At 37.2% G+C, this 26,418-nt stretch carries 25 protein-coding genes and 1 riboswitch; of the genes, 2 read left to right on the forward strand and 23 right to left on the reverse strand.

Features of this window, described 5'->3' with window-relative positions:
- Positions 1–105: 105 nt before the first annotated feature.
- From RE409_RS18035 to RE409_RS18110, 16 genes are all read right to left on the reverse strand, one after another.
- A complete protein-coding gene (locus tag RE409_RS18035) occupies positions 106–291 on the reverse strand; it encodes a YpfB family protein (RefSeq protein ID WP_053346794.1) in 186 nt (61 codons plus the stop codon).
- Between the two features lie 59 nt (positions 292–350).
- Positions 351–1,046, reverse strand: coding sequence for a flagellar brake protein (locus RE409_RS18040; RefSeq protein ID WP_309557868.1), 696 nt, complete (start codon positions 1,044–1,046; stop codon positions 351–353).
- 149 nt (positions 1,047–1,195) lie between these two features.
- The gene (ypeB, locus tag RE409_RS18045; RefSeq protein WP_201223767.1) at positions 1,196–2,551 is read right to left on the reverse strand and encodes a germination protein YpeB; all 1,356 of its coding nucleotides are present in this window, start codon (positions 2,549–2,551) and stop codon (positions 1,196–1,198) included.
- A gap of 14 nt (positions 2,552–2,565) precedes the next feature.
- Positions 2,566–3,417: a spore cortex-lytic enzyme gene (gene sleB, locus RE409_RS18050; protein ID WP_201185657.1), complete on the reverse strand. Its 852-nt coding sequence runs from the start codon at positions 3,415–3,417 to the stop codon at positions 2,566–2,568.
- Between the two features lie 125 nt (positions 3,418–3,542).
- On the reverse strand, positions 3,543–4,229 hold the full coding sequence (prsW, locus tag RE409_RS18055) for a glutamic-type intramembrane protease PrsW (protein WP_201185658.1): 687 nt from the start codon (positions 4,227–4,229) through the stop codon (positions 3,543–3,545).
- Positions 4,230–4,326: 97 nt separating this feature from the next.
- A complete protein-coding gene (locus RE409_RS18060; RefSeq protein ID WP_201185660.1) occupies positions 4,327–5,292 on the reverse strand; it encodes an asparaginase in 966 nt (321 codons plus the stop codon).
- 23 nt (positions 5,293–5,315) lie between these two features.
- On the reverse strand, positions 5,316–6,284 hold the full coding sequence (locus RE409_RS18065) for a YpdA family putative bacillithiol disulfide reductase (protein ID WP_201185661.1): 969 nt from the start codon (positions 6,282–6,284) through the stop codon (positions 5,316–5,318).
- A gap of 151 nt (positions 6,285–6,435) precedes the next feature.
- The gene (locus RE409_RS18070) at positions 6,436–7,713 is read right to left on the reverse strand and encodes a Glu/Leu/Phe/Val family dehydrogenase (protein WP_053346801.1); all 1,278 of its coding nucleotides are present in this window, start codon (positions 7,711–7,713) and stop codon (positions 6,436–6,438) included.
- 273 nt (positions 7,714–7,986) lie between these two features.
- Positions 7,987–8,562, reverse strand: coding sequence for a genetic competence negative regulator (locus tag RE409_RS18075; protein WP_201185662.1), 576 nt, complete (start codon positions 8,560–8,562; stop codon positions 7,987–7,989).
- An 88-nt stretch (positions 8,563–8,650) separates the two neighbouring features.
- Positions 8,651–9,541, reverse strand: a complete 891-nt coding sequence (locus tag RE409_RS18080; protein ID WP_242486920.1) for a MerR family transcriptional regulator — start codon at positions 9,539–9,541, stop codon at positions 8,651–8,653.
- A gap of 100 nt (positions 9,542–9,641) precedes the next feature.
- The gene (locus tag RE409_RS18085) at positions 9,642–10,457 is read right to left on the reverse strand and encodes a metallophosphoesterase (protein WP_201185664.1); all 816 of its coding nucleotides are present in this window, start codon (positions 10,455–10,457) and stop codon (positions 9,642–9,644) included.
- Positions 10,458–10,554: 97 nt separating this feature from the next.
- Entirely contained in the window at positions 10,555–11,013 is a 459-nt protein-coding gene (locus RE409_RS18090) for a YpbF family protein (RefSeq protein ID WP_201250697.1), read from the reverse strand.
- A 165-nt stretch (positions 11,014–11,178) separates the two neighbouring features.
- Positions 11,179–12,015 (reverse strand): LysM peptidoglycan-binding domain-containing protein, encoded by an 837-nt coding sequence (locus RE409_RS18095; RefSeq protein WP_309557869.1) that lies wholly within the window; start codon positions 12,013–12,015, stop codon positions 11,179–11,181.
- A 5-nt stretch (positions 12,016–12,020) separates the two neighbouring features.
- Positions 12,021–12,620: a CPBP family intramembrane glutamic endopeptidase gene (locus RE409_RS18100; RefSeq protein ID WP_309557870.1), complete on the reverse strand. Its 600-nt coding sequence runs from the start codon at positions 12,618–12,620 to the stop codon at positions 12,021–12,023.
- Positions 12,610–14,121 carry a RecQ family ATP-dependent DNA helicase gene (locus RE409_RS18105; protein WP_309557871.1) on the reverse strand — a complete coding sequence of 504 codons (1,512 nt, stop codon included), beginning with the start codon at positions 14,119–14,121 and terminating at the stop codon, positions 12,610–12,612. Before RE409_RS18105 ends, RE409_RS18100 begins: the two co-directional genes overlap by 11 nt.
- Positions 14,121–15,185 (reverse strand): YpbB family protein, encoded by a 1,065-nt coding sequence (locus RE409_RS18110; protein WP_201223757.1) that lies wholly within the window; start codon positions 15,183–15,185, stop codon positions 14,121–14,123. The genes RE409_RS18105 and RE409_RS18110 overlap by 1 nt, the downstream gene beginning before the upstream one ends.
- 290 nt (positions 15,186–15,475) lie before the next feature.
- Here RE409_RS18110 and RE409_RS18115 point away from each other — a divergent pair, with 290 nt between their 5' ends.
- Entirely contained in the window at positions 15,476–15,724 is a 249-nt protein-coding gene (locus RE409_RS18115; protein ID WP_034308087.1) for a ferredoxin, read from the forward strand.
- A 131-nt stretch (positions 15,725–15,855) separates the two neighbouring features.
- On the opposite strand, the gene RE409_RS18120 is transcribed toward RE409_RS18115, so the two are convergent.
- Positions 15,856–16,437 (reverse strand): ECF transporter S component, encoded by a 582-nt coding sequence (locus tag RE409_RS18120; protein WP_053348127.1) that lies wholly within the window; start codon positions 16,435–16,437, stop codon positions 15,856–15,858.
- Between the two features lie 167 nt (positions 16,438–16,604).
- Positions 16,605–16,740: riboswitch (FMN riboswitch) on the reverse strand.
- A gap of 366 nt (positions 16,741–17,106) precedes the next feature.
- On the opposite strand from RE409_RS18120, the gene serA reads away from it, so the two are divergent.
- Entirely contained in the window at positions 17,107–18,681 is a 1,575-nt protein-coding gene (gene serA, locus RE409_RS18125; protein ID WP_201185669.1) for a phosphoglycerate dehydrogenase, read from the forward strand.
- 124 nt (positions 18,682–18,805) lie between these two features.
- On the opposite strand, the gene RE409_RS18130 is transcribed toward serA, so the two are convergent.
- From RE409_RS18130 to RE409_RS18155, 6 genes are all read right to left on the reverse strand, one after another.
- The gene (locus RE409_RS18130; protein ID WP_309557872.1) at positions 18,806–20,029 is read right to left on the reverse strand and encodes a hypothetical protein; all 1,224 of its coding nucleotides are present in this window, start codon (positions 20,027–20,029) and stop codon (positions 18,806–18,808) included.
- A complete protein-coding gene (sigX, locus tag RE409_RS18135) occupies positions 19,995–20,555 on the reverse strand; it encodes an RNA polymerase sigma factor SigX (RefSeq protein WP_201187932.1) in 561 nt (186 codons plus the stop codon). Before sigX ends, RE409_RS18130 begins: the two co-directional genes overlap by 35 nt.
- Before the next feature lie 237 nt (positions 20,556–20,792).
- Entirely contained in the window at positions 20,793–22,583 is a 1,791-nt protein-coding gene (locus RE409_RS18140; RefSeq protein ID WP_201187934.1) for an ATP-binding protein, read from the reverse strand.
- Positions 22,580–23,296, reverse strand: a complete 717-nt coding sequence (locus RE409_RS18145; RefSeq protein ID WP_053346821.1) for a response regulator — start codon at positions 23,294–23,296, stop codon at positions 22,580–22,582. Before RE409_RS18145 ends, RE409_RS18140 begins: the two co-directional genes overlap by 4 nt.
- Before the next feature lie 295 nt (positions 23,297–23,591).
- Positions 23,592–24,770, reverse strand: a complete 1,179-nt coding sequence (gene ccsB, locus RE409_RS18150) for a c-type cytochrome biogenesis protein CcsB (protein ID WP_056525138.1) — start codon at positions 24,768–24,770, stop codon at positions 23,592–23,594.
- Positions 24,763–26,412, reverse strand: a complete 1,650-nt coding sequence (locus RE409_RS18155) for a cytochrome c biogenesis protein ResB (RefSeq protein ID WP_201185671.1) — start codon at positions 26,410–26,412, stop codon at positions 24,763–24,765. The genes ccsB and RE409_RS18155 overlap by 8 nt, the downstream gene beginning before the upstream one ends.
- Between the last annotated feature and the right edge of the window lie 6 nt (positions 26,413–26,418).

A 26,418-nucleotide genomic window follows, 5' to 3' on the forward strand; every position in this document is an offset into this window, starting at 1 on the left:
GGCGTGTACATCCAAATTCGCTTTTGTATACTTTCGATTTAAAAGGCCATTAATAGTTTTCCTTCCAGAAAAAAACTTCATACAAAAAAAGCGGATTGGCCGCTTTTATTTTGATATTCCATTGAAGGTTTCAATGATTTTCGTATAATTATTGCTATTGACACCTTCATACCTTGAGAGCTTAGTTAATTCGAAGATATGATCTTCCCTGCTCAAAAGGAACTGAAAAAAGAACAAACAGACCAGTTGGATAATAATCACTTTAATTAACAGCCTTTCAAATGTTTTCATAAGCTGCTCCTTCCACACTTGATTATCTTATCAGTATGGAAAGAATCGCTGTTTTTCATTCAAACATACAACCCTTTTTTCTTTAAATCCACCTGCTTTTCAAAAATAAATCTCATTAATGTTTGTACATCATTTTTGGTTGGTTCAATGAATTGTATGTGCAGTAGCATATTACCCTGGTCTTTCTCAGTTACTCGAATGACTCGACTTTTTAACCGCAAGTAGTTGATTTGCCCTGATTTTAGAGTAAGAGCCATCCACAGATATAATTGTGAATCCGATTTTATATTTGCACCTTTTAAAAGCCTGATAGAAGCTCCGCCGGCACTGATGTCCTCAGTAAGTGCACGAAATGGAGTAAACTCAGAATGTTCGGGATGGATGGCTATATCAAGCGTTACATCAAGACGAACGTAATCCCTTCTTTGAATCTTCACAAATGTTTCTACATCCGGCAATAGTAGTTGAATCATCGGTATCTGGCCTTTCACTTTTCCTAAAACCTCAGACTCAAAAACATATACAGCCTGTTCCTTATTAGAAAATGTAACGTTCACTTGAGTTCCGTCCACAAGAAATGCATTTTTTCCAGTCGCTAAATTGATGGGAAAGTCTATATAAACAAACCCTGCTTCCATTTCTACAACCATACATTTGAACTTTTCATTTTGAGAAGAATATATCTGTTCCAGCATTAATATATCGCCAATATTAATCATTGTGATTTCCACGTCCTCGCATTCTATGATAGCCACTAAAGAAGGAGATTGCATAAGAATTTCCCAATAAATTTTCCCACATAATCCATAAAATAGTTTATATTATTATGTCATGAAATAAGAAAAAGGGAAAGTGACTAGGCACATTTCCCTATGATAGTAAGTAAAGTTAAATTATTAGAGAATTACATTAAATTTTCGTATATTGGCTCGGAATTTTTTAGTTTTTCCACTTTTTCTTCTTGGCCGTTATCAGCATTAATGAAAATACGGTATGTATCTTCGTTTATCGTACCAAGAAATTCATAACAGAGTACTTCTTCGCCAATATCATTAATGATTAACGCTTTCCCTTGATCCATTATTTTAACATTTAAGTTAATTTTTTTCTTTGCTTCTTCCTCAGAAATTTTGGGGTTTCCAATTTCCCTAACCTTATGTGATTTTAAAAACTCGTCCGCTGAAAATCCTATAACAGATCCATCATCCAATGCTATTTTAACCTTGACTGAATCCGGATAAATCTTGACTCCATCTATTGATGTCACGAAATTTAACAGAGCGATATTATCGTATTGTGCACTTTCAAACAATTCAAGTGAACTGAAATCATGTTCTTTTAAAAAATCTGCGGCTTTAGTATATGCCTGATTCAAATCAATATTTGTTTTGTTAATGTCCCTATTATTGATATACCAAATTGGATAACCGCCTTTTTTGGTCAAATCCATATTCACTTCGTTATTGGTATCCTTATCAAGAATGCTTACACTGTAAAATCCGTAATCGGAACCTTTGCCGTTTTCTTCGACATTCACCTTCAAATTTCCGTTTTTTATATGGGCATAGCCTTTTGCAACAGCAACAGCTTCTTCTTTTGTATAGACTTTACCTTCTAAATTTTTGTAATTTTCCTCCTTCTGTTGTACAGAAGTAAAAGTCGGATTCATCTCATTTGTTTCCCCATACCCTGATACTTTTTTCTCTACCGTTTTTAATCCGTCGATGATCGTGTTATCCGAATTTTCTTTTCCTGATGCAAGAGCCATTTCGACATCCATCCAGCGTAAATTGTTTTTAAGGACTAGATATTGCACTTTTCTTAACTCGTCCTGGATGTCACCTGCCTGTGTGTACAAGGATTGTAAAGTCGAATATTCCTTATCATTCAATGGTTCTTTTTCAAGGTCACGTACAGCTGTTTTATAACTGAAGTCCGCAATTTTTGATAAAAATTCTTCTGTTTTATTGAATGGGAGCAGGGTCAACGGCAGCTGTCCAACATCACTTTGGGCTTCGGAAGTGATACGCCATACATCGGTTAAGGCCGGACTTAATGAATATCGAGAATTCATAGCCAATGTGCTGCCGACTTTATCATGCAATAAGTCTACTTGATAGCTTAAATCATGAAAGGCTCGCTGATACGTGTTTTCCGCATTGATTAATACAGCATTTTTTTCCTTATGTTCTTGATAGCCCCAGAATGCGGTTCCTGCAACGACTACAACAAGCAGGACAATCACTATATTCCTTATCATTTTCCTTCACCTCTTTACTTACAAAAGATATGTTTTCCGATTCTTTTAATTTGTTCTCTTGACCAGATCCACTTACTTGTTGCCGTATCGGGATTAAAGTAATATTCTGCATTTCCGCTTGGATCCCAACCATTGATAGCATCCACAACGGCTTCTTTTGCCCTTTCGTTTGGTGTCAGCCAAATCTGTCCATCCGCAACAGCCGTAAAGGCCCCAGGTTCAAAAATCACTCCCGAAATGGTATTCGGGAAAGATACACTCTCTACCCTATTTAAAATTACTGCTGCAACAGCAACTTGACCGGTATATGGCTCCCCCCGCGCCTCGCCATAAACGGCATTGGCCATCAGTTGTATATCATTCTGAGAGTATCCGCCCGGAAGATTTGCTGCTGTAGCAGTTTTGGAGGGTGTTTTTCCGGATGGAGCTTTGCCTCCACTTGGCTTAGATCCTGATACATTCCCCTTCACTTTTACCTGCTTTTCAATATCGACTCCTCCATAATACGTAAACTCATTACCTTTATTAATCTGTTCGTGAACAAATTTCCTATTAAAATTAGAGGCATTTGCCAACTTCTGTTTTGTAGAGGTCCCGGCAAAGCCATCGATTGGTAGTCCGAAATCTTGTTGAAAGTTTCGAAGTGCCCAATAAGTACCCCAGCCATAGACTCCATCAATCTTTCCATGATAGTATCCAATGTTTTGTAACCGTGCCTGAAGTTCAATTACATCATCACCAACCGCGCCTTTTTGAATAACTTGGCTCGAAAAGGCATTTGTTCTTGTTTCCGGGAAAATTCCGAAACAAATCGTTATACACGAAAACAGCAAAAGCCATTTCCATTTTGACGAAATTCCTTTCATCAAAAACACTCCTCTTTTTCTTGAATTAATGTAATTCTATTTTCTTCTTAACTGGCTTTTTTATTCCAAACCAATAAAAAACGGAGCGGGCAAAATATGCCAGCACTCCGTCATAGAAATATAAATTACTTACTAAGAAAATGATTTTGAGAAAGTTTTTCTGCATGAAACTCAGACAATAAACGAGCTTTTTTTACTTTTTTCATACCTAACCACCATAAGTAAATCATAAATGGCAAGATAAAATACACCCAAAATTTTTGTGATATTAAAATATAGTCATAAACCCCATGTAGCAAGATTGGTATGACAAGTGCCAAGAATAAATAGAACCTATTATTCGAAGTAGAAAATTTCGCCTTGCCCAAATAGTACCCCATGATTACACCGAATAAAGCGTGACTTGATACAGGGAGAATAGCTCTGATAAAAGCATGTTCTACTCCATTGGCCAGCAAATACAATATATTTTCCATTGTGGCAAATCCAAGGGAGACTGCTGCACCATAGACGATTCCATCATATGGCTCATCAAAGGCTATATGTTGATATATTACATATATGAGTATGAACCACTTGAAAAATTCTTCAAGCAATGCAGCCCATAAAAAAGCATTAGCAAAATCGGTATTTAAAATATGTTCCGTTTCCAGCACATATTGGATAAACATAATCGGCAGAACAAGGAATACACCGAAGAGAAAAGTTTTGATGACAACCGAAATGGGTTCGGTTTCATATTGATCTTTCAAATAGAAATAGCTGAGCAGCGCCAACCCTGGCGCAATAGCTGCTGACAACATGACCAGCATAAGCTGACCCTCTTTTCTTTTTCTTTTTATTAATCGTACCACGGAATGCAGAAAAACTAAATCTAAGAATCAAAGTCTTTCTACATTTTTTAATTCCTCAGTACTTAAAGAATTTTTCATCTACGGTGTGTTCACTGGCTAGAACGACCGCTAACTTAATTCTTGCTTTCTTGCTGTCATAATCAGCACCTAATATTACTCCACGTTGTTTTAGATCAAATGCGCTACCTTCATAATCATAAGCTGGATATACTTTTCCTTCTTCCGCACTTGTTGTCATGACGATAGTAACACCATTATCGATTGCCTCTTGGATGGCAGGAATCATTTCCGGTGTAACCTGTCCCCTGCCAACACCTTCGAGCACGATACCCTTAGCGCCTTTTTTGACCGAAGCTTCTATAAAAAGGCCATCAGCGCCAGTATGGCACTTGATGATATCCACCCTAGGGATACGATGATGGATATCAAAGCACTCCCGATGTAGTGGTTTTTGATATATGCTAACGATATCGTTATCAATAATACCTAAATACCCATAGCCAAAAGATTCAAATCCTTGCAAATTGGAAGCATGTACTTTTTTTACATATTTTGCTGAATAGATTCTTTCATTAAAAACAACAACCACACCAACGTCATAAAGCAACTCACTCGCCGCGCATAATATTGAATTTCTTAAATTCGAATACACATCAGTTCCAACATCTTTAGGAGATCGCTGAGAACCAGTTAAAACAATTGGGCGTTGATCCTTAATCGTAACATCCAAGAAATAAGCCGTTTCTTCTAATGTATCCGTACCGTGTGTTACGACAATTCCAGTAACATCTGGATCCTCCAATTCTTTTTGAATTGCACGTTTAAGTTTTTCCATTTTCCCAAAACCCATGGACATACTAGAAATCCGGAAAAGGTCTACAACTTTCATTTCAATATGGTTTGGTAGTTTGCAAAGTGATGCTAATTCTATCCCGCTTAACGCACCAGAAGCCAACATACCATTCGTGGTTTCTTTACTGGCGATTGTTCCACCTGTTGTTATTAATGATATTTTCTCCATACTTTCAGCTCCTGTAATAAAAATTACTTTTCCTTAACAGCCAAATGGTATGCAATCAAGCCTCCATGAAACCGACCATTTTCAATGAAGATTTCATTCGCATTATTTCCGGCTGCTAGAACTCCAGCAATATAGATACCTTCAATGTTCGTCTCCATCGTTTCCTCATTATAAGTAGGCCTTCCTGTAACCTCGTCAATTTTGATGCCCATTGATGCTAAAAATGAATGATCTGGATGATATCCAGTCATTGCAAACACAAAATCATTTTTAATAACCTTTTCCTCGTTACCTACGTGATAAATGACACTCTCCTCTGTGATCTCGTCAATAACCGCATTAAATTCCATCATAATTGTCCCATTACGGACTAATGATTCAAATTCAGGGAGAATCCATGGTTTAATTTTTGAAGAGAATTCTGAGCCTCTATACAGAACTGTAACTCTTGCCCCTGACTTGACCAACTCCAGCGCTGCATCTACACTTGAGTTTTTACCACCGATGACTGTAACATCACAGTTAAAGTACGGATGACCCTCCTTGAAATAATGAAACACTTTAGGAAGCTGTTCACCGGGAATACACATATAATTAGGATGATCATAATAACCGGTCGATACGATGACTCGCAAAGCTGTATAGTCGCCTTTTGATGTCCGGACTAAAAATTTACCATTATCCTGTTTTTCCACTTTTTCCACTTTTTCGAACTTATTCACACGCAGTTCTTTCCTTCTAGCTACCTCCCTATAATAGGCAAGTGCCTGATTACGGACAGGCTTACGGTTTTCCGTAATAAAAGCCGTGTCACCAATCTCCAATTTTTCACTTGAACTAAAAAAGGTTTGATGTGTTGGATACCGGTATATGGAATCCACCACATTGCCTTTTTCAATGATTAGAGACTGTATCCCCACTTCCTTCAGGGCAATTGCAGCAGCCAATCCACATGGACCTCCACCTATGATAATTACTTCTTCATAATTCATTTCTATTCCACTGCCTTCCTACACACTATGTAATTCGTTCTCTAAAAAAAAATAAAAACTCCTATCAATACATGATAGGAGTTTTTACAAATCTTTTCAATGATAATGCAATGAACGCATTTATTCCTTTACAATCCAAGCTTTGAACCTATTAGATCCAGCCACGGAAGCGTGAAGCTTCAGCCATTTTTCTTACACCAATCATATAAGCGGCAAGACGCATATCAACTCGTCTGGACTGTGCAAGCTCGTAAATATTATTAAAAGATTTCACAAGGATTTTTTCAAGTTTTTCGTCCACTTCTTCTTCAGACCAGTAATATCCTTGATTATTTTGCACCCATTCGAAGTAAGAAACGGTAACTCCGCCAGCAGAAGCCAGGACATCAGGTACAAGTAATATGCCACGATCCGTTAAGATTTGTGTCGCTTCAATTGTTGTTGGACCATTTGCTGCCTCGACAACGATAGAAGCTTTAATATCTGCAGCATTTTCTTCCGTAATTTGATTTTCAATAGCAGCCGGAACTAAAATATCGCAATCCAATTCAAGCAGCTCTTTATTTGAGATTGTGCTTTTAAACAATTTAGTCACGGTTCCGAAACTGTCTCTACGATCTAGAAGATAGTCGATATCCAAGCCTTCAGGATCATGCAGAGCACCATAGGCGTCTGAAATTCCAATCACCTTAGCACCTGCATCGTGCATGAATTTAGCTAAGAAACTACCAGCGTTACCAAATCCTTGAATAACAACTCGTGCCCCTTTAATATCAATTCCGCGCTTTTTCGCAGCTTCATTTATACAGATAGTTACACCTTTTGCAGTTGCTGACTCACGGCCATGAGAACCACCAAGTACAAGCGGTTTACCCGTAATGAATCCTGGTGAGTTGAATTCATCCATACGGCTATATTCATCCATCATCCACGCCATGATCTGGGAATTAGTAAATACATCAGGTGCCGGGATATCTTTTGTCGGCCCTACGATTTGACTGATAGCACGGACATAGCCCCGGCTTAGTCTTTCCAGCTCACGGAAGGACATATTACGAGGATCACAAACGATTCCGCCTTTACCTCCGCCATAAGGCAAATCAACGATACCACATTTCAAACTCATCCAAATGGACAATGCCTTTACTTCTCGTTCCGTCACATTAGGGTGAAAACGGATGCCACCTTTTGTTGGTCCAACAGCATCATTATGCTGTGCCCTGTAACCCGTGAAAATTTTAACTGAACCATCATCCATACGTATTGGCATCTTCACGGTTAATAAACGTAAAGGTTCCTTCAAGAGCTCGTATACCTCTTCAGGATAACCCAGCTTGTCTAACGCTTTATGTATAACAGTCTGGGTAGACCTCAATACGTCGTGTTTTTCTTCCTCATTTACAGGGCCATTACCTTTTGCCGATTCCATCAATAGTACCTCCTAGAAAATCTCATCCATATATTTAGATTATAATTTACAAATAGTCCTCTTCAAGTGCTAGTATACACCTTCGTTATATTTATGCAAGAGTAAAAATGGGAATTTAAAAGTTGGAAATATTCAAAAAATGAAAACGTTATCATACCATGGGTTTTCTTGCTTCTTTTCCTATACTTTATCTTAAACAGGGAATTTGAGACTAATAAGGCAAACCACATTGGAATGTTCAATATGTGTCTGCCCTGTCTCCCTCTTTTTCAACTAATTAAAATGTGAGATTAATACATGTATGGCTTCTTTCTCAATGATGCATGTTCCATATTCGTTGATGCGGTATAGCGTAAGTGTTGAAGCATGGCCATACTCAGCCGCTAAGGAGATGACCGTGTCATAAGTCGTATCTTTTACATTCTCAATCAGTAAATAGTATCTTCCCTCATAATGATAAAGAGTGCTATTAAGCAAGCCATGATATGACAATCTATGAGATAATTGAACGATATCTTCAAACTCATTGAAAACATACAAAATATGGGGGAAGTCATCAATTTTCACTTGCAAATCCAGGAACTCTTCTTCTTCTGTTAATAACTCTTCTTCTTCCTTCGTTACAATGATAATCAACCCCTGAGCAGGCAGGGAAAAAATCTCGATTGCAATGGAACCACTCATTTTAAAGCTGAGTTCTTCACACGCTTCCTCCACCATATCCTGAAATAACTTGTGGACTTTTAAAGAATTCCCTAAAATATCTTCTTTTGTTATTCCTCTATCAATTAAATCATCAAGGGTCAAAAAAATCTTGATTTTATTATTAGTTAATCGCTCCAGCTTCATAAAAAAATGCCCCCTGGTTACCATCTTCATACATCATATGAAGCCTTGGTCTCAGGGTGCATATCCATTATTTATCAAACACTAACCTCTAAATTTTCAACCATTCCTCCCAATCCGATTGAGATCCACCGATTAAAACTCTGCTGAAGGAGGTTCGGATTTCATCCGATACATGGTTCAGTGCCTCTCCTCCAAGACCAACCTTCAAATCAGGAAAATCCCGGCTTAATTCTTCGACAAGTCTTAAGGTTCCTACGAGGTTTTCATTAAGTGAACAAGACATAAATAAGTAGGATGGTCTTATGATTTTTAAAACGGTAAAAAGATCCTTGTCGGCGATGGATTCTCCCAAATAGACCGTTTCATATCCTTTTCGCTTTAAAAAGATTGTAAAAATCAACAGGCCGAATTCATGTTTTTCACCGGGGGCACAAACAGTAAGAGCTTTAGGAAGAAATTCACTGGTTGGAATCATATGCATTACGGAACTAATTCTGGACTTTAGAATGTTAGATGCAAAATGTTCATGAGCAGAAGTAATTTCTCCTCTTTCCCACTTATCGCCAATCTGAACAAGTATGGCACCAATCACATCAACAACAGTATGTTCAATCGTATACATACTGAAAGCTTGGCTGATCAGCATTTGAGCCTTATTTTCATTGAAGCTTATGAGAGCTTCAAGTAGCTCGTCCGCTAACTTTATAGATTGCTCATTATATCGTTTCGTTTCATTAACATCAGTCGCTACAGTGCTAGTTTCGAGAAGTGAAACGGCCTGACTGATTGTGAAGCCCTGATTTGTTTTATTGATTAGCCATTTGAGGGTTTGAAGATGTTTCTCTGTATACAGCCGGTGACCTGAATCATTTCTGACAGGTTCAATAAATTGATAGCGCCTTTCCCATGCCCTCAACGTACCCGACTGAATACCTAGCAGTTTTGAAACTGCCTTAATATTATATTTACCTTCTTGCATGGTTTTACAAAGCCTCCAATAACAGAACATTCATTTGTTGAAATTATAGTGGATTCTTTCAACTCTGTAAAATTTCGATATGCTTGTTTAAGAAGGCAGCTTAATAGGTCTTTTCCACGGCTTCGCCAATTTGCGTATGTTTTCCTCTTTTTAGCGTAAAAAGGTGAGTTTCTGGCTTCGCTTCAAGTCTTAATGGCACTGCGCTTGTCCCATAACCATTGCTCGTCATGTACAAGCAGTCACCCTCTTTTTTTATACTACCGATCTGATATGGCCCATGCCCGAATATCCGAATCTGTCCTCCATGGGTGTGACCTGATAGGACAAGTCTTATATGATGTTCTGGTGTTAATTGTTTTTTAACTAGCGGGTTATGACTGACCAAAATCCGGAATGGCTCATTCCCGCAATCTGATAGAGCAAGGTCAAGCCTATCTCTTTCTTCTGATATATCATCAATACCTAAGAGAGCAAACTTCTCCCCTTTTTGGGACTCAAAAGAAACGGCTGTATTATCCAGAATTTTCACACCATGCTTCAGAAGTGATGCATCTAGCTCATGAAAGTCTCCTTCGTAATCATTATTTCCCCAAACAAAATAAAGGGGACCAAGTACTTTTAATTTCAAAATATTTTGTTCAACTCTCTCCAGAGGAACCCCACTTTCTCTGATGTCACCACCGATAATTACCATATCTGATTTACCGCGGGCTTCCTCAATCAATTTATCCGACACGATCCGTCGATGAAGATCAGATATAAAAAAAATCCGAACATCGCCAAATCCTTCAGGAAAGTCGTTGAAATATAAGTCTTGAAAAATTATCCTATCCTGATTTGCCGTACGCCACATATGTATAACAGTAGCAAATAACAGCAGAATTAAGCCTAAAAATAATCCACATACCAATAACATCTTCCGTAAAACCTTCTTTCTCTACAAATGGCAAGAGTTACCTTCATATAACCATAAAACCATATTACCCGCAATTAAATATTCTTAAAGCGAATAATCATTTATTTTCATGATATAAGTTTATATCATAGTTCTTCTTCATCATTTCAAAAACCTTATGGCGACTTTTCCATTCATCCTCTTTTTCCCACAGCTGCTTACTTTTATTAATGATTTCGCAACGAAGCAACTGAAACTCCTTCTCAGCTTTATCAAGCTTCTTTTTAATTAATATCATATATCCATATAACCCAAATGCTGCTGCTAAAAAAAGAAAATGGCTGAAATGGTCAACAAAAACACTAAACATCTTAAAAAAAGAATAGGAATAAGGAACTACAATATAAAAATAAAGATAAACCAAAAAAAGAGCAGCAATAATCATTGTTGCCCATAAACTATGAAGATGTTTCTTTTTTAGAGCCTCGAACTTTTTTTTTCGATCTACAACGTTCTGCAGCATTTGCTTTGTTGCTTGATCCGTTTTTTCATCCAATAAAATAATTGTAGATTCCATTTTCCTTCCCCCTCATAACTACCCTTTAAGTCATAATATGAGATTGTCCAGAAAAAAATGATAAATAACTAGGCATGATTAGCCTCTTTGCGGAACAAACAAAAACTGTATGAAAGTAAAAACACCCTGCCTCAAAAGACAGAGTGTTCATTATTATTTCTATTTCTATTTCTTTATTGGAATTTTTAAAACCTGACCCTTGGAAATTTCATTGCCATTCAGTCCGTTCCAATCCTTAATTAGAGCAATTCCTTCCTGTGATTTGTAGTAATTCATGGAAATTCGGAATAATGTTTCTTCCGCTTTAACAGTATGTAAGACAACCTTATATTCATCCTTATTTGGCTTGACTGGTGCTCTTTCCGTTGTTTTTTTGTCTTCTGCTGCTTCTTTCTTGGCTTTTTCTTCAGCTATTTGCTTTGCCTTGGCTTTTTCCTCAGCTATTTGCTTTGCCTTAGCCTTTTCTTCAGCTATTTGCTTTGCTTTAGCTTTTTCTTCAGCTATTTGCTTTGCCTTAGCCTTTTCTTCAGCTTCTTGCTGCGCTTTAGCTTTTTCTTCAGCCTTTTTCTTTGCTTGTTCCTTTTCTTCAGCCTTCTGCTTTTCTTTATCTTTCTTCTTCTCTGCTTCAGACTTGGCTGAATTTTTTTCTTCTTTCTCCAAATCATTATCTTTTAAATCATCTGCAGTTGCTGTAGTTGGTATCGTTTCTTTATCAGCGTCTTCATTTTCATTATAGTTCACTACTTGATCACTTCTTGTACCACGTTCAGGTTTTTCTTGAAGATATGTATTAAGACTGTAAAATCCAATCGGAAGCAAGATAAAAAACAACGATAATAACTTAATCATCGGAAACTTAATCTTCACTTTACTTTTTTTCTTTTTATTCTGATGGACTTGGCTACGCTTTGGCAGAGATGACTTCGCCTTCTGACGTTCGACTCGCGTCCCAAGTTCACCAGCCTGATCTTTGGCTTTCCCATTCTTTTTTACATCATTCATATAGGTCACCCCCTTTCTTGCTCAACCCGCTTTGCTTGTTTCCTCCTGATTAATACTCCAAGGATAAAGTCAATCAAAAAATGGGCCGTGATCGTCACCAGTAAATTATTTGTCCATTCAAACAGAAACCCGATAAAGAAGCTCAAAACCAAAACATTTAAAAATAAAAACCAATTAAATAAATAGCGATAATGAACCGCCGCAAAAATAATACTCGTCCATAGTAAACCAAGATGAGTTTGTAACACTCCACGAAATAATAATTCCTCACTTATTGCTACCACTAAAGCAACAACAAAAATCATCGAGTAAGACAGACTACTGAAAATGCGTTCGTTAATCCCACCATCATCTTGATAGGATGATGGCGTCACTCTCATCATAAATAGATCAAATAGAACGACTATAATTCCTGCAGGGATACCAAATAACAATATATTAAGGTCATTAAAGATAAATAAGTCGAAAAAAGTAGAACGATCATTAAATAAAATAATACCTAAAAAAAAGGCTAACGTTAAGAGAATAATTTGTGTAAGAAACAAATTATATAGCAACTGCTTATCTGTTAGCTGTTTTATTAATTCAGCTTGCTTATTTTTCATCCCAATTTTCCTTCTTTAATAATATAAAAGCCAATTCCTGTTTCCAAGTGGTATAAGAATTAACTTGTTCTACCTTCACTGCGGGCAATAAATCGATCATCTTATTCGCATCCATTCCACAGAAGTCGCAGCAGAAAGGATTCAACTTTTGCTGCTTTTCATCAAAGTAATTCAGAATTCCCAAACGGCGACACTCCTGAGCATATATCCAATTGAGAAATCTATGCAATTTTTCCTGATTCCGGGACTTTCTCTTTTGACAATACTCTTTCATCTCTGCCATATGCTGTAAAGGATCTTGATTTCCTGTAAGAAACTGTGTAAAAAAACGAAGCTGAATATCATTTAAGGAAAAAGATTGAGACAGCTGTTCTTTTTCAGAAAGAGTCAAATTTGCTCCTATCTTTTTTGCTTCACTCAGGAAGGAACAAACACCCTCTATTTGCAAATCGGTCGGCAATTGTTGTTCCATCAAATGAAGGGGAAGCCCTTCATCTCCTTCACTATATAATAAGACTGCTACACTTTGTTTCCGATCACGCCCCGCCCTACCTATTTCCTGCAAATAAGATTCCATTGTAGAGGGCATATGAAAATGGATAACATATCTGACATCCGATTTATTTACACCCATACCAAAAGCACTCGTTGCGCATATTATTTTTAATTGGCCAGAAATGAATTGCTGCTGAATAAGCATTCTTTGTTCCTGATCCATGCCGCCATGATAAAAATTGACGCTATCTACCCCGTTTTCCTGTAAAAATCCAGTGACGGCTTCTGCCACCTTTTTAGATGAAAAATAAATAATGCCACTCCCCGTGAATTTTCTGACAAGCTCCAGAACACGGAATAGCTTTTCTTCGTAGCTGAATAGTCTCTCAGCAAGTATGGCAATATTATCCCTATCTACAGATGATACAGTTTCTTTAGCTTGATTGATATTGAGTTTTCCAATGATATCTTTCCGCACTTCTTTTGTTGCAGTTGCCGTTAAGGCGAGCGTTAGTGGATTGTTCAACTCAAGTCTAACTTCTCCTAAATTCAAATAATCAGGTCGAAAATCATACCCCCATTGTGAGATACAGTGTGCTTCATCAATGACAAACAAACCTATGTCTAAGGTCTTTAAAGACTTTATCACACCCTCAAGGCTAAGCATTTCAGGAGATAAAAAAATAAACCGATACATATGTAAGCGATCGAAAGCCTCCCTTTTTTGATTTAACGTCAAAAAAGAATTAAGGGTTAATACACTTTTTTCACCTCTCATTTTGAGCTGATCTGCCTGATCCTGCATTAAAGATAATAACGGAGAAACTATTAAGGTCGTCTTATTCAAAAGGTAAGCAGGCAACTGATAACACAATGACTTACCTGACCCCGTTGGCAACATCGCTAAAGTATGACAGCCAGACATCAATGATTCAATCACTTCTTTTTGTCCTGGACGGAATTTATCAAATCCAAATTTTTCTTTTAAAACATGCTCTAAATTCATCATCCATCACCCAATTTCGCAAGTACAAGCCTTATTTGGAAAAAACTAATCTGTTTATTATCAACTTCCTGTTTGATTGCCTTTAGCTGCTTGGTATTGAGTTCCTTAATTGCAGCGATGATTTTCCTTTCATCCTCATGGGATACATATTCAGCAATTGGAAAGCTTTTATCCGATAAGACAATTTCAACAAGATGATCTTCAATGGTGTTGACTTTTAAACGGCGGATTTCTGCTATTTCAAACAAAGTTTTACCTGCTTGAATATATCGCAATGTCGTTTGTGTAGAATGAGTCAAATGAGGATTGCCACTCCTTTGCCAATCACTGAATAAGGATGCCAAAATAGGGTAATCTGTTACCTGTTCTATTTCCGCAAGCATTTGATGTAACGAGTCAAGAAATGTAAAGCGCACATACTCTTCTTCTACATCTTTCCTTTTCGCAATCTGTTCAAACGTAAGTCCAATCCTGTTTACCCCTGTTAATTTCAAAATAAAAATATCTCGTTTTAAATTACTTTGCAGCTCTAATAACGATATCAGTTCTTCATAAAGATGCTGCGCAATCAACCCTCGGTCCTGGCGATTGTTTTGTAAGAATTCCTTTACAAAACATTGGATTTTGGGGTTTCGTTGTATAGGATAAAAACGTCTTTCATTGTGGACAATATGGGATATAGTTTGTATGAGTAAGTTTAATCTCCCCCAGAATATCGGGGTGATATTTTGATATTTCCAGCCATTTAAGGATGTTGGAAAAGGATTCTTCTTCAAATAATCGGTTAACTTTCTCCCGCCTTGCCCACTAATTATATAAGCATCGGTTTTATCGGTTATCTCAATGAAATTATGCTCATGAAATAGTTGAATGTTTTGATTTAATTGTTGTCGGGTAAAACGAGGTATTGTCCCAAATATATTCGTTAACCCGAATAAGTGGGCATCCTGGATTGTCTGTGACGACTTTTTGCCCTGTAGCATATGATAAATAGCATAAATAGAACGTTCGCCTTGAAATTTTTTTATTGCATATAGAATGATTACCTGTAGATAATTATTCATGGGACTCACATCCTTGTTTCAATTAACCAATTACACCTATTGTATCAAAAAACTGCAAAAATCGCCGTTTTTAATGATAAATACCATAAGAAATTGTGGCTAAATGACGAAGGAAAGCAAAGATCAAAATAATATTTTCTATATTTATCATTGACATTCCACATCATAATAGTTAGTATCAATACAATTTCTATTGAAAAGTTTGGCATTCGGTCTTACAATAGGAAAGAGATAATAATCTGAAATAAAAAGATTATCAGTTGTTAATCAACTTAGGAGGGGTTATATTCATGGCTAAATTTACAATTGTTGATAAAGAAACATGTATCGCTTGTGGAGCTTGCGGAGCAGCAGCACCGGATATATATGATTATGATGACGAAGGGATTGCATTTGTTACCCTTGACGATAACGAAGGTATCGTTGAAATTCCAGATGTACTTATAGATGACATGATGGACGCATTTGAAGGATGTCCAACAGATTCTATTAAAGTTGCTGACGAGGCATTTGACGGGGATGCACTAAAATTCGAATAAAGGTACAAGCCATTTTCAATCGAAAATGGCTTTTTTTTTGCTACTTATGTCCCTTCCCCTACTAACCAAATTAAACAGACAAAAAACCGGACATAAATATCCGGTTTTTTGTGTTTCTATAGTTAATGCCATTAAGCATTTTTATATAATACTTGCTTATTGATCCATGTCTGTAATTTAATAAACAACAACATGAATACAGAAGTGATAAGCACGCCTTTAATCACATTGAAAGGTAAGATTGCAGTCGTTACGAACTTCCTTGACTCGGGTGCCGACATTGCATCCCATCCCATAAAGAAGGTATATGCCGGTAAAAAGACATAATAGTTTAAAACACTCATAACTACCGCCATGGTAACTGTACCAGCAAGTAAAGCGAAAGTCATCCCTTTTTTTGAATTGATTTTTTTAAATACATAGTAAGTTGGCAAGACGAACAGTATTCCTGCTATAAAGTTAGCGATATGCCCCACAGGTACAGCAGTCATTGTCCCTGTCATGACTAAATCCAATAGGTTTTTAAGAAATTCAACTAGAATTCCAGCCATCGGACCGAAAATCAATGCTGCCATCAGTGCTGGAATGTCACTAAAATCAACATTCAGAAAAGGTGGAAATCCTGGAAACGGAAAATTCAAAAGCATCAATAGATATGAAATGCTTCCCAACATTGCCAGTGTGACCATTTTATTCACTTTGTTCTTTTTCATAGTTCTCTCTCCTTCTTTTTCTGATCTACCCGAAAAAGAGGTTAGTGCTCCTTCATCATGTTGATGTTCAATAAAAAACCCTTTAATTCCGACCGAATTAAAGGGATAAATTAAAGGTTTCATCAAACAAACGTTCAGTAAATGACTGTTTGAACGCAATCAGGAACCTCCATCTTCTCCCATCCAGACTATACTGTCGGCTTTGGAATCACACCAAATCCTGCCCCGTAAGGCTCGCGGGCTTAGAAGAATTATTTCTTCATCACCGCCGGTGGGGAATTACACCCCGCCCCGAAGATAGACCTATAAAATTTTATTTTACAAATTCCATTATATATGACTTTCCTTTTTTTGAATAGTTTTTTTTAATTTGAAAGTTTATATGAAGATATTCATTTTTCATGGCCACCATAATTTCTTACATATCAATGTATTAAAACAAAAATTATATTGACGATTATATCAATTTTAAGATTATTTAAAATAATTGTTCTTTTTCAAACAATAGATGATAAATCCATTATTATTGCGGACTTATACAATTATTTCACTTAATAATAATTATTTTAAGCGCTTACATTAATAAATGCCAAATTGACATATTCGGCATTTCAATTGTAAAATTAACTGAAATTTAAGATAATTTTTCCCTTAGGAAGGTGTTTACACGTGTATCGGATTTTAGTAGCAGATGCCATCAAACCCGAAGGACTCGGACCGCTATCAGAGGCATCCAATATCCTTCTTATTCAAAAGACAGTAGAAGAAGCATCAAACGAACTTGCTGAGATTGATGCAATACTTGTTAGAAGCGCAACAAAAGTTACGGAAGATTTAATGAACCGTATGCCACAGTTGAAAATTATTGCACGAGCTGGTGTCGGCGTTGATAATATTGACATCCCTGCTGCGACTAAACGTGGGATTGTCGTCGTTAATGCACCTGATGGCAATACCATTTCAACAGCTGAACATACATTTGCAATGATGGCTTCACTAATGCGCCACATTCCGCAAGCATATGCATCTCTGAAGAATGGGGAGTGGAAACGTTCTTCTTATACTGGAACAGAACTACGCGGTAAAACATTAGGTATAGTGGGTTTTGGACGTATCGGAGGAGAAATCGCCAAACGCGCAAAAGTTTTTGGTATGGAAGTCATTGTATTTGACCCATTCTTAACTGCTGATCGTGCAAAAAAAATGTCTGTCATTTCCCTGCCGTTAGATGAGTTACTTCCTAAAGCAGACATTATTACTGTTCATACACCTCTGACGAATGAAACTAGAGGATTAATAAATAAAGAAAAACTACTTACCTGTAAAAAGGGTGTTTATGTATTAAATTGTGCCCGTGGCGGAATTCTTGACGAAGATGATTTATATGAAATGATTGTTAAAGGGCATGTAGCAGGCGCAGCGTTGGACGTTTTCGTTGAAGAACCTCCGCTTGGCCATAAGCTACTTGAACTTGATAATGTCATTGCTACACCTCATTTAGGTGCTTCTACAAAAGAAGCTCAATTAAATGTTGCAGTACAGGTTGCACAAGAAGTGCTGACTTATTTTGAGGGAAATCCAGTTTCAAGTTCTATCAACCTTCCAGCCATTTCTAAAGAAGTGTTTGAAAAGGTTCAGCCATTTTATCAACTCGTACAGCAAATGGGATCAATTGCATCTCAATGTATGAAAGAAGGCATCCAAGAGATTTCCGTTACATATGCGGGAGAATCATTGGACTTTGATACAGCGATTTTGACAAAAAGTTTAATATCAGGCTTCTTTAAATCAAGAGTTGACGCTTCGGTCAATGAAGTGAATGCCTTGCTGATTGCAAAAGAGCGCGGTATTACCGTTGGCGAAAAAATCTCTGCAGACTCTTTAGGATATTCTAACCTGATCAGCCTTAAAGTAAAAGGTGATAACCGTGAACTAACAATCAGTGGCACTTACATTGAAAATTATGGTTCTCGTATTGTAAATTTGAATGGCTTCAAAATCGACTTCCATCCGGAAGAAAATTTACTATATATCCAACACACCGATAAACCTGGTGTAATTGGTAATGTAGGTAAGATACTTGGTGATCATGAAGTGAATATTGCAACCATGCAGGTAGGTCGAAAAGAAGCTGGCGGAGAAGCTATCATGGTTTTAAGTTTTGATAAACCATTAAGTGATAACATGAAGCAATTTTTAAAGGAAACAGAAGAAATTACATTCATGGCTCTCATTTCATTATAAGAAAAAAAGAATGTGCCCTTAATGCGGGCACATTCTTTTTTCTACGAGATTTTAGATACTCAGCAACCATTATCAAGATGTTTTATATAGCCCAGCTCCCGCTTCTTTTGACAACTTCCTCCCTTCAATTCACTTGGTTAGGGGCTTTGGGTACTACTATGTCTTCTGTTAGATTTAGATTGCCAACTTTTTCAATTGGAGCATTTTCAAACTTTACTCTGTTAAAGCCAAATTCCTTTGCAATAAAGAGAATAGCTTCTAAAGCTTGAAGAGAATCCTCACTATTTTCAATTGCCGCTTGTTCTGCTAATTGAATAGTCACAAGATCTCCATCTGAACTTATTTTTTCCCAAATTAAATCATCGGGGATAGCAGAAGATATCCCCTCTATGTCTGGCTCCTCTTTTCCTGCCTGAAGTGCCTCCTCAAAGTCTTGATAATCCATATTACTTGGTACAAGAAACTTTGGTGAGGATTCATCACTTTGATAAAGTAGAAATGTGCGATTTTTTTGTTGAGGTATATCTGCTTCCTTTAAAAATCCTGCATGGGCAAACCTTGCACCTTGCTTTCCATCTGTAGCAAAGGTCATCTTCTCTATATTAAGATAGGACAGCGTCTCTTCCATCGTATGAAGAAAGAGGATATCCTCATCCAATAACTGGCTGTCTTCATGTAGCTCAATATGAGCAGTATTCATTTCGGTTCCTTGGGTAATCTCAATATCAAGCGGGAAATAGTCAGAGAGACCATATTGTTCCTCATTGATATCCGACATTTGATTAACTAACTGATTTAGAGTATCCGATTCATCATAACGATTGACAACAATTGAAATCGGGATGACAAAATTCTGTTGATTATCTGGCACACCCATGGTAATTGTCGATTTATTTTTCAGATCGCCTGGGTAAATTGAAGGAGCAAGGGCTACTGCCTTGTCCTTTTTTACCGGTTCACTATCGAAAACTTCTTCTTTAGTTTCTATATCTTCTTCACGCATACTCTGAAGCTTACTATTTTCCTCTTTGTCTTCGGCAGACTTATCTTTTACCTCTGCATCCTGTTGTTCATGATCTGGCAGGCTTTTAAGTTCAGAGACAGCTAATTTCTTATCGCTGCTCTCCTCTTTGCTTGTAGTCCCTTCTTTCCCAATAATCAGTGAAGAGGCCAAAACAACCATTAAGAATAAGTAGGCAACACCCACAATAAGAGGAAACCATTGTTTTTTCCGCTTTTTATTATGAATCCTTGCATACACCTCATCCTTTGTTCGTTTGTCTTTTACTTTCGGAAGCTGGTGAAGCATGTCTTCAATTTCGTTTTCTTTCCAACGGGGTTTTCTCAATGGGGTCATCCTCCTTTCCAGACAAATCTTCCATCATCTTTTTAATTGCTTTTAACGCACGATGCTGGGTTGTTTTAACCTTACTTTCACTCCAATTTAATACCTCCGCGGTTTCTGATATGGACAATGCTTGAATATATCGTAATATGATGACGGACCTTTGATCGACCGTGCATCGGTTCAAACATTGATATATATCATGGATATCATCATTCATAATAGCCACTTCATCCGGAATAGGCTGAGTATCTTTAATCATTTGCCTCTCCCAGTCGAAGTTAGAAAAGATTTTGTCTCTCCACCGTTTTTGTTTCCGAAAATAATCAATCGTCACATTTCTCGCAATAGAATATATCCACGTTTTTTCACTACTTTTTCCCTCGAATCGGTCATAGGCCTTCATAACCCTGATATAAACCTCTTGAACAAGGTCCTCTGCCGATTCCCGATTTTTAGTCATATAATAAATGAATTGATAAATTTCGTGATGATACTTTTCATAAAGATCGTGGAAAACGGAATCCATCATTTCCCCACATCCGTTCATAAATATAGTCGTCATTCATATATAAAAGTTACACTTTACATATGATCTTATTACAAAATTCAGTGAATTTCTATATAGAAGAGTCCTATTCACTAGAATATTACTAACCTGTTCTCTTTCTATGAAAAAAGACAAAGACAAGTTGGAAATAAATCCAATTGCCTTTGTCTCCACTGTTTCTTATGAAACAAGATTTTCTGGCAAACAACCAGTTATTCATTCAGTATTTTCCATTATTCGAGGTAGAATAATGCTGAATGTCGTCCCTTTTTTAGGTAAACTGTTTACCGAAATGTAGCCATCATGGGCATTAATGATATTTTTAACAATAGCCAATCCCAAGCCAGTACCCGAACGACCGCGTGTACGTGCTTTATCCGCTTTATAGAATCTCTCGAATACAAAGGGTAAATCCTCTTCAGGGATACCCGAACCAGAGTCCTTCACATCAATAATCAGCCCTCTTCGATCACTTGTCCTTTGAATGACATCAATGTTCCCGCCTGGAGGGGTATGTCGAATCGCATTATCAATTAAATTCGTCAATACCTGTTCAATTCTGTCGGGATCGAAACACCACTCGATTCCATTGTCTTGAAGATTAGTGGATATCGTTATCCCTTTTTCTTTAGCTAACCCGGAAAATTTGCTTGTAATCCTCTTTAAATAAGATGAAATAGGTATGCATTCATAGTTGAGACTCATTTTTCCTGATTCCAATTTAGCTAGATCGAGTAAATCATTGACTAAACGGCCCATTCTTAGAGATTCATCATAAATAATCCTGGCCATTTCCATTTTTTCCTCTTCACTTCCAGCTATGTCATCAACAATCGCTTCACTATATCCTTGCAGCATTGAAATCGGCGTTCTTAACTCATGAGAGACGTTTGCTATGAAATCAGTCCTAAGTTTGTCCATACGTCTTTCATCACTCATATCACGAATGATAGCTACTGCTCCGCGAATATTGTCGGCATTTGTATATAAAGGACTGACAATCAATCCCCAGTCCCTACCCTGCAATGTAATTTCCCCGACTTGCTCCTTATCGAAAGACTCTGATTCATCAAATAGATTCATCAGTACCAAAGGGACATTTACATTATCTTCCCGATTGTAGCCTTTTTCAAAGTACCAAGATTGCAGAAATCTTTCCGCTGGCGGATTTGTTTCCAGGATAGTTCCATCTTTATTGAAGGTAATGACCCCATCCGCCATACTACTAAGGATGCTCGAAAGATGTTCTTTTTCCTGGCTAAGAGCATTCATATTGAATTTCAATTGCTTTCTCATCTGATTAAATGCTATTGCCAACTCACCAATTTCATCCTGCGTCAAGATAGGCACCTTTGTATCAAATTTCCCCCTAGCAATGGCTAGGGCGGCTTCCCTCATCTTCACCAGCGGAGCATTGATCCTTGTAGATAAAAAGAAAGCAAAAATCGTTGTTAAAATAATTGCAATCCCTGCTGCCAACAGAATGAATTGCGTTGTGGACTTAGTGGTTTCTTCCATGGATTCCAAGGATTGAAATAAGAAGACCTCGTCCTGCTCCCCATTTAGTTCAAGTGGCACTCCGACAACGATTGCAGATAATTCCTTATTTCCATTGTCATCAGATAGCGCCATTTCTTTTTTTACAGTCTTTCTTTCCGTAAAAACTTTCTGCAAATCGGGATCATTTTTAATTGACTCTGGCGTAATTTTAATCTCCTTATCACCGATTGATGAGAATATCATTTTGTCATCATTAAGGATAATCATTTTCGTTTCGTCGCCTATCAATTCCGAAGCTATTTGTAAAACATAATTGCTAGAGCCCTGATGATCATTTGTAACCTCTATGATCTGCTCTGCCGTTTTGGTTAAATCATTTTCAATATTTTCAATTTGAAAATTCTGAAAGAATTCTACTAATAGAACGGTTAAAACGATTAATACAAATGACACGAGCAATAGAATGGTTGCCCAAAGCTTCCCTACAACACTGCCCCATAACATCAGTCATTAATAACTTCGAACTTGTAACCGACACCCCAAACAGTGACAATCATTTTGGCAGCATTTTCGGATATACGGTTTAATTTTTCACGTAGGCGTTTAACATGCGTGTCAACAGTTCGAAGGTCTCCAAAGAATTCATAATGCCACACTTCTTTTAACAATTGCTCGCGATCAAATACTTTATCAGGTGATTTCGCTAAGAAATACAATAATTCATATTCTTTTGGTGTCAAAGATACCTCTTTATCATCAGCAAGTACACGATGTGCATCATTGTCAATTGTTAAATGGGAAAAGACAATCACATCTTTTGTCGTCGTTTCGGTCTGAACGTAACTCGTGCTTGAAGAACGGCGTAATAACGCTTTCACCCTTAACACAACTTCACGAGGACTGAATGGTTTGACAATATAATCATCAGTTCCTACTTCAAATCCTTGGACCCGATTGACTTCTTCTCCTTTTGCAGTAAGCATGATTATAGGTGTTGTTTTTTTCTCTCTTAACTCACGGCAAACTTCGATTCCATCTTTACCTGGCATCATAATATCCAATAAAATTAAATCATAATCATTTTCAAGAGCTTTTGATAAAGCAACATCTCCATTTTCAGCTTCATCAATTATGTATTCTTCTCTTTCCAAATACATTTTTAACAAACGGCGGATTCTTTCTTCATCATCCACCACGAGAACTTTAATAGCATTATACATTATGTAATCAGCCTCCCTACATATATTTTACAAAATGAAAACTTCTATGACTAATATTTTTTCCTTCCAAAGTACGATAAATAGCCAATTCTGTTTAGCTTCTATGAACTATTCACCATTTTGTCACAATAAACACACTCCTTCTGTTCCCTCACTAATGCCTGCTGTTATTTCCCCCGGAATAACATGGAAATAAAAGTATAGAAAAAGGGATCATTCTTAGAAACATCGATAAGTATTCTCCTCGATGTTTCTACCAAAAGACCCCCTTAATCTAATTTATTAAATTACCGAATCAAGCATACGAATGCAAACCAGCAATAACAAGATTAACAAATATTAAGTTAAATATCATAATAGCAAAACCGATAACGGCTAGCCATGCTGATTTTTCTCCCTGCCAACCCTTTGACATACGCAAATGTAAGAAAGCTGCATAAAACAACCAGGTAACCAGTGCCCAAACTTCTTTCGGATCCCAGCCCCAGAATCGTGTCCAGGCAACTTGAGCCCAGATCATGGCAAAAATGAGGGCTCCAAGTGTAAAGATTGGAAAACCGATAAGAACCGAACGATAACTGATTTCATCCAATAAATTCAAATTTACATTTTTGACAATCGGTTTGATCAATGCGGCAACTCTTTTACGAGAAATCAGTCTAATCAGACCATAAAGTACGAGTCCGATTCCCATCGACCAAATGACTGTATTCAGTTTCTTAGCATTAATTATCGCAGGCATGTTCACCAGTGGTTCAAATCGTTCTGTATCAGTTAGTTCCCCTTCATGGGGACCTACAAGTGCAGGAAGGTTAAATTCCTGTTTAGCCAGCTCATCATGTTTATCGACCCAATCAAAATTCGCTTTATAGTCCATGGCTGCGAAAGTTGAAGTGATAATGACAAAACCTATGGTACTTACTAACGTGTACATGATGATTTCGAGCCAGAACGTTCGTTTGCTCGATTGAGATTGATCTACGAATTTGACTAAATAAATTATAGCAGCAATAAAACTAATCGCAAGGATAGACTGTCCTGCTGCTGCAGTTGTTACATGAATATGAAGCCAATCACTCTGCAGTGCAGGAATGAGCGGTGAAATTTCTGTTGGGAACATACTTGCATATGCGATAATTAATAAGGCAATAGGTAAGGCAAATAGCCCAAGAGCAGGCAATTTATAAAGGAAATAAATTAATATGAAAGCACCAACCAGCATCATTCCGAAAAAGGTTGTAAATTCAAATAGATTACTTACCGGCGCATGCCCGGCAGCAATCCACCTAGTGATAAAATATCCAATTTGTGAAGCAAAACCGAGAATGGTAATCATAATCCCCAATTTAGCCCATTTGTTTTGTTTCTTTTCCTCTGCTCCTCGTTTATCCTTAATCGATCCTCCGAATAGAAAGGTAGCAATCAGATATAAAATAAAAGCTGCATATAAAAAGTTACTGCTTAATTCAGCCATTTAAAACTTCCCCCTTAGTAGAAGATTTCTCCTCCTCAAGTTGATCCGATGGTTCGCAAAGAGAAGTGGATTCTATCGCATGTTTTATATCCCTTTTAATACCGTGCCAGTTTTTGTTTGTATGGCCGGAAATTAATATCTCCTCATTTTTCCTTTTAATCCAAATACGTCGGTGATTCCAATATGAACCTTGGACAACACCTACCATAAAAATGATTCCGCCTGTGAACAAAATCCACAGTGTAAGGTCTTTTCTAACCGTCAAAGCAGTGACATCTTTAGTTTCTACACCATTAAAAGCCATTTTATATGTATTTTCACCTAATGGTTCCACAGTCTCTTTTATCGCAACAAAACTAACTTCACCATCTGGTTTATCCGGTGTGTACATTTTAAAGATAAATGCCGGATTATTCGGAATCTTCGATATCGTTCTTGGGTGGCCTTTTTCATCGAACTCGAAATCTGGGAAGTAACTGATTAAATCTACTGAATATCCCTTATTTAATTCGTATTTCTTTTGAGGGTTATTCAAATCAACCTTCAAGCTTCCATAATTCTCTTCGGTTTTTTTATTAATTAAATTAAAAGCCATCGTACTAAGTTCATCTAATTTATAGTCCACTTGGTAGAGAGCATAATGATCATGTTTCAAAGGTTCATTGACTTTAATTTTAAAATCTTTGAGCTTATCAAGGTCCACTTTTTCCCCAGGTATCGTTTCTCTCTGAGCCTCGTATAGTGTGACATCGGATTGATAGGTTTTAGCTATTGTACCGGTTTTGTCTATTGCAGCACTGTATTGCTCATCCTCTTTATTTTCCTTGTCATACACCTCTAAGGTAAACCCATTATTCTGGAGATAATATTCCCCATTTGTACCCGGAATTTCTTTCGTCTCGCCTTCTCGGAGCCAGAGAACTTTGTCAATATACATCCCGGGGACAGAGCGCAATAACGCCCCAATTAAAAAAATGATAAGTCCGATATGGTTTACGTAGGGTCCCCAACGTGAAAAACGGCCTTTTTCAGCAAGAATATTACCGCTTTCCTCTCGTATATGATAACGCTGCTTTTTCAATCTTTTTTTCACATCTTCAAGGTCGATATCTTGTTCATCCAGCTTTGTCACTCCATAAATTCTCTGACGTTTCATAAAACCGTCATGACGTGTGACTCCTTGTTTCTTCAATGAACGATATAAAGGAAAAAAGCGATCAATGCTGGCAATCAAAAGTGATATGCCTAACATGCCAATAATAATCAAATACCACCATGAACTATACAAATTATGAAATCCAAGTTCATAATACACCTTTCCGAACCAGCCGTATTCTAATTCATAATGCTCTGCTGGCGTCGCAGTCGAAGGGATGTACATTTCCTGTGGCAATATTGTACCAATCGCTGAAGCAACTAAGGCAATGACAATGAGCGTCACTCCTACCTTAACGGAAGAAAAAAAGTTCCATATCTTATCAATGATTGTTTTTTTATAAGTTTGTGAGCGTCTGGCACTACCTTCATATCGCATATCAATAAGCTTGTTTTCTTTTTCGTTTCCAAGTACCATCCCGCATTTACCACAAATTTTTGTACCAAACGGATTTACATGACCACAATCGCATTTTACTTCATTCATGTCAAA

The sequence above is a fragment of the Peribacillus sp. R9-11 genome (assembly GCF_031345095.1).
GTDB lineage: Bacteria > Bacillota > Bacilli > Bacillales > DSM-1321 > Peribacillus > Peribacillus butanolivorans.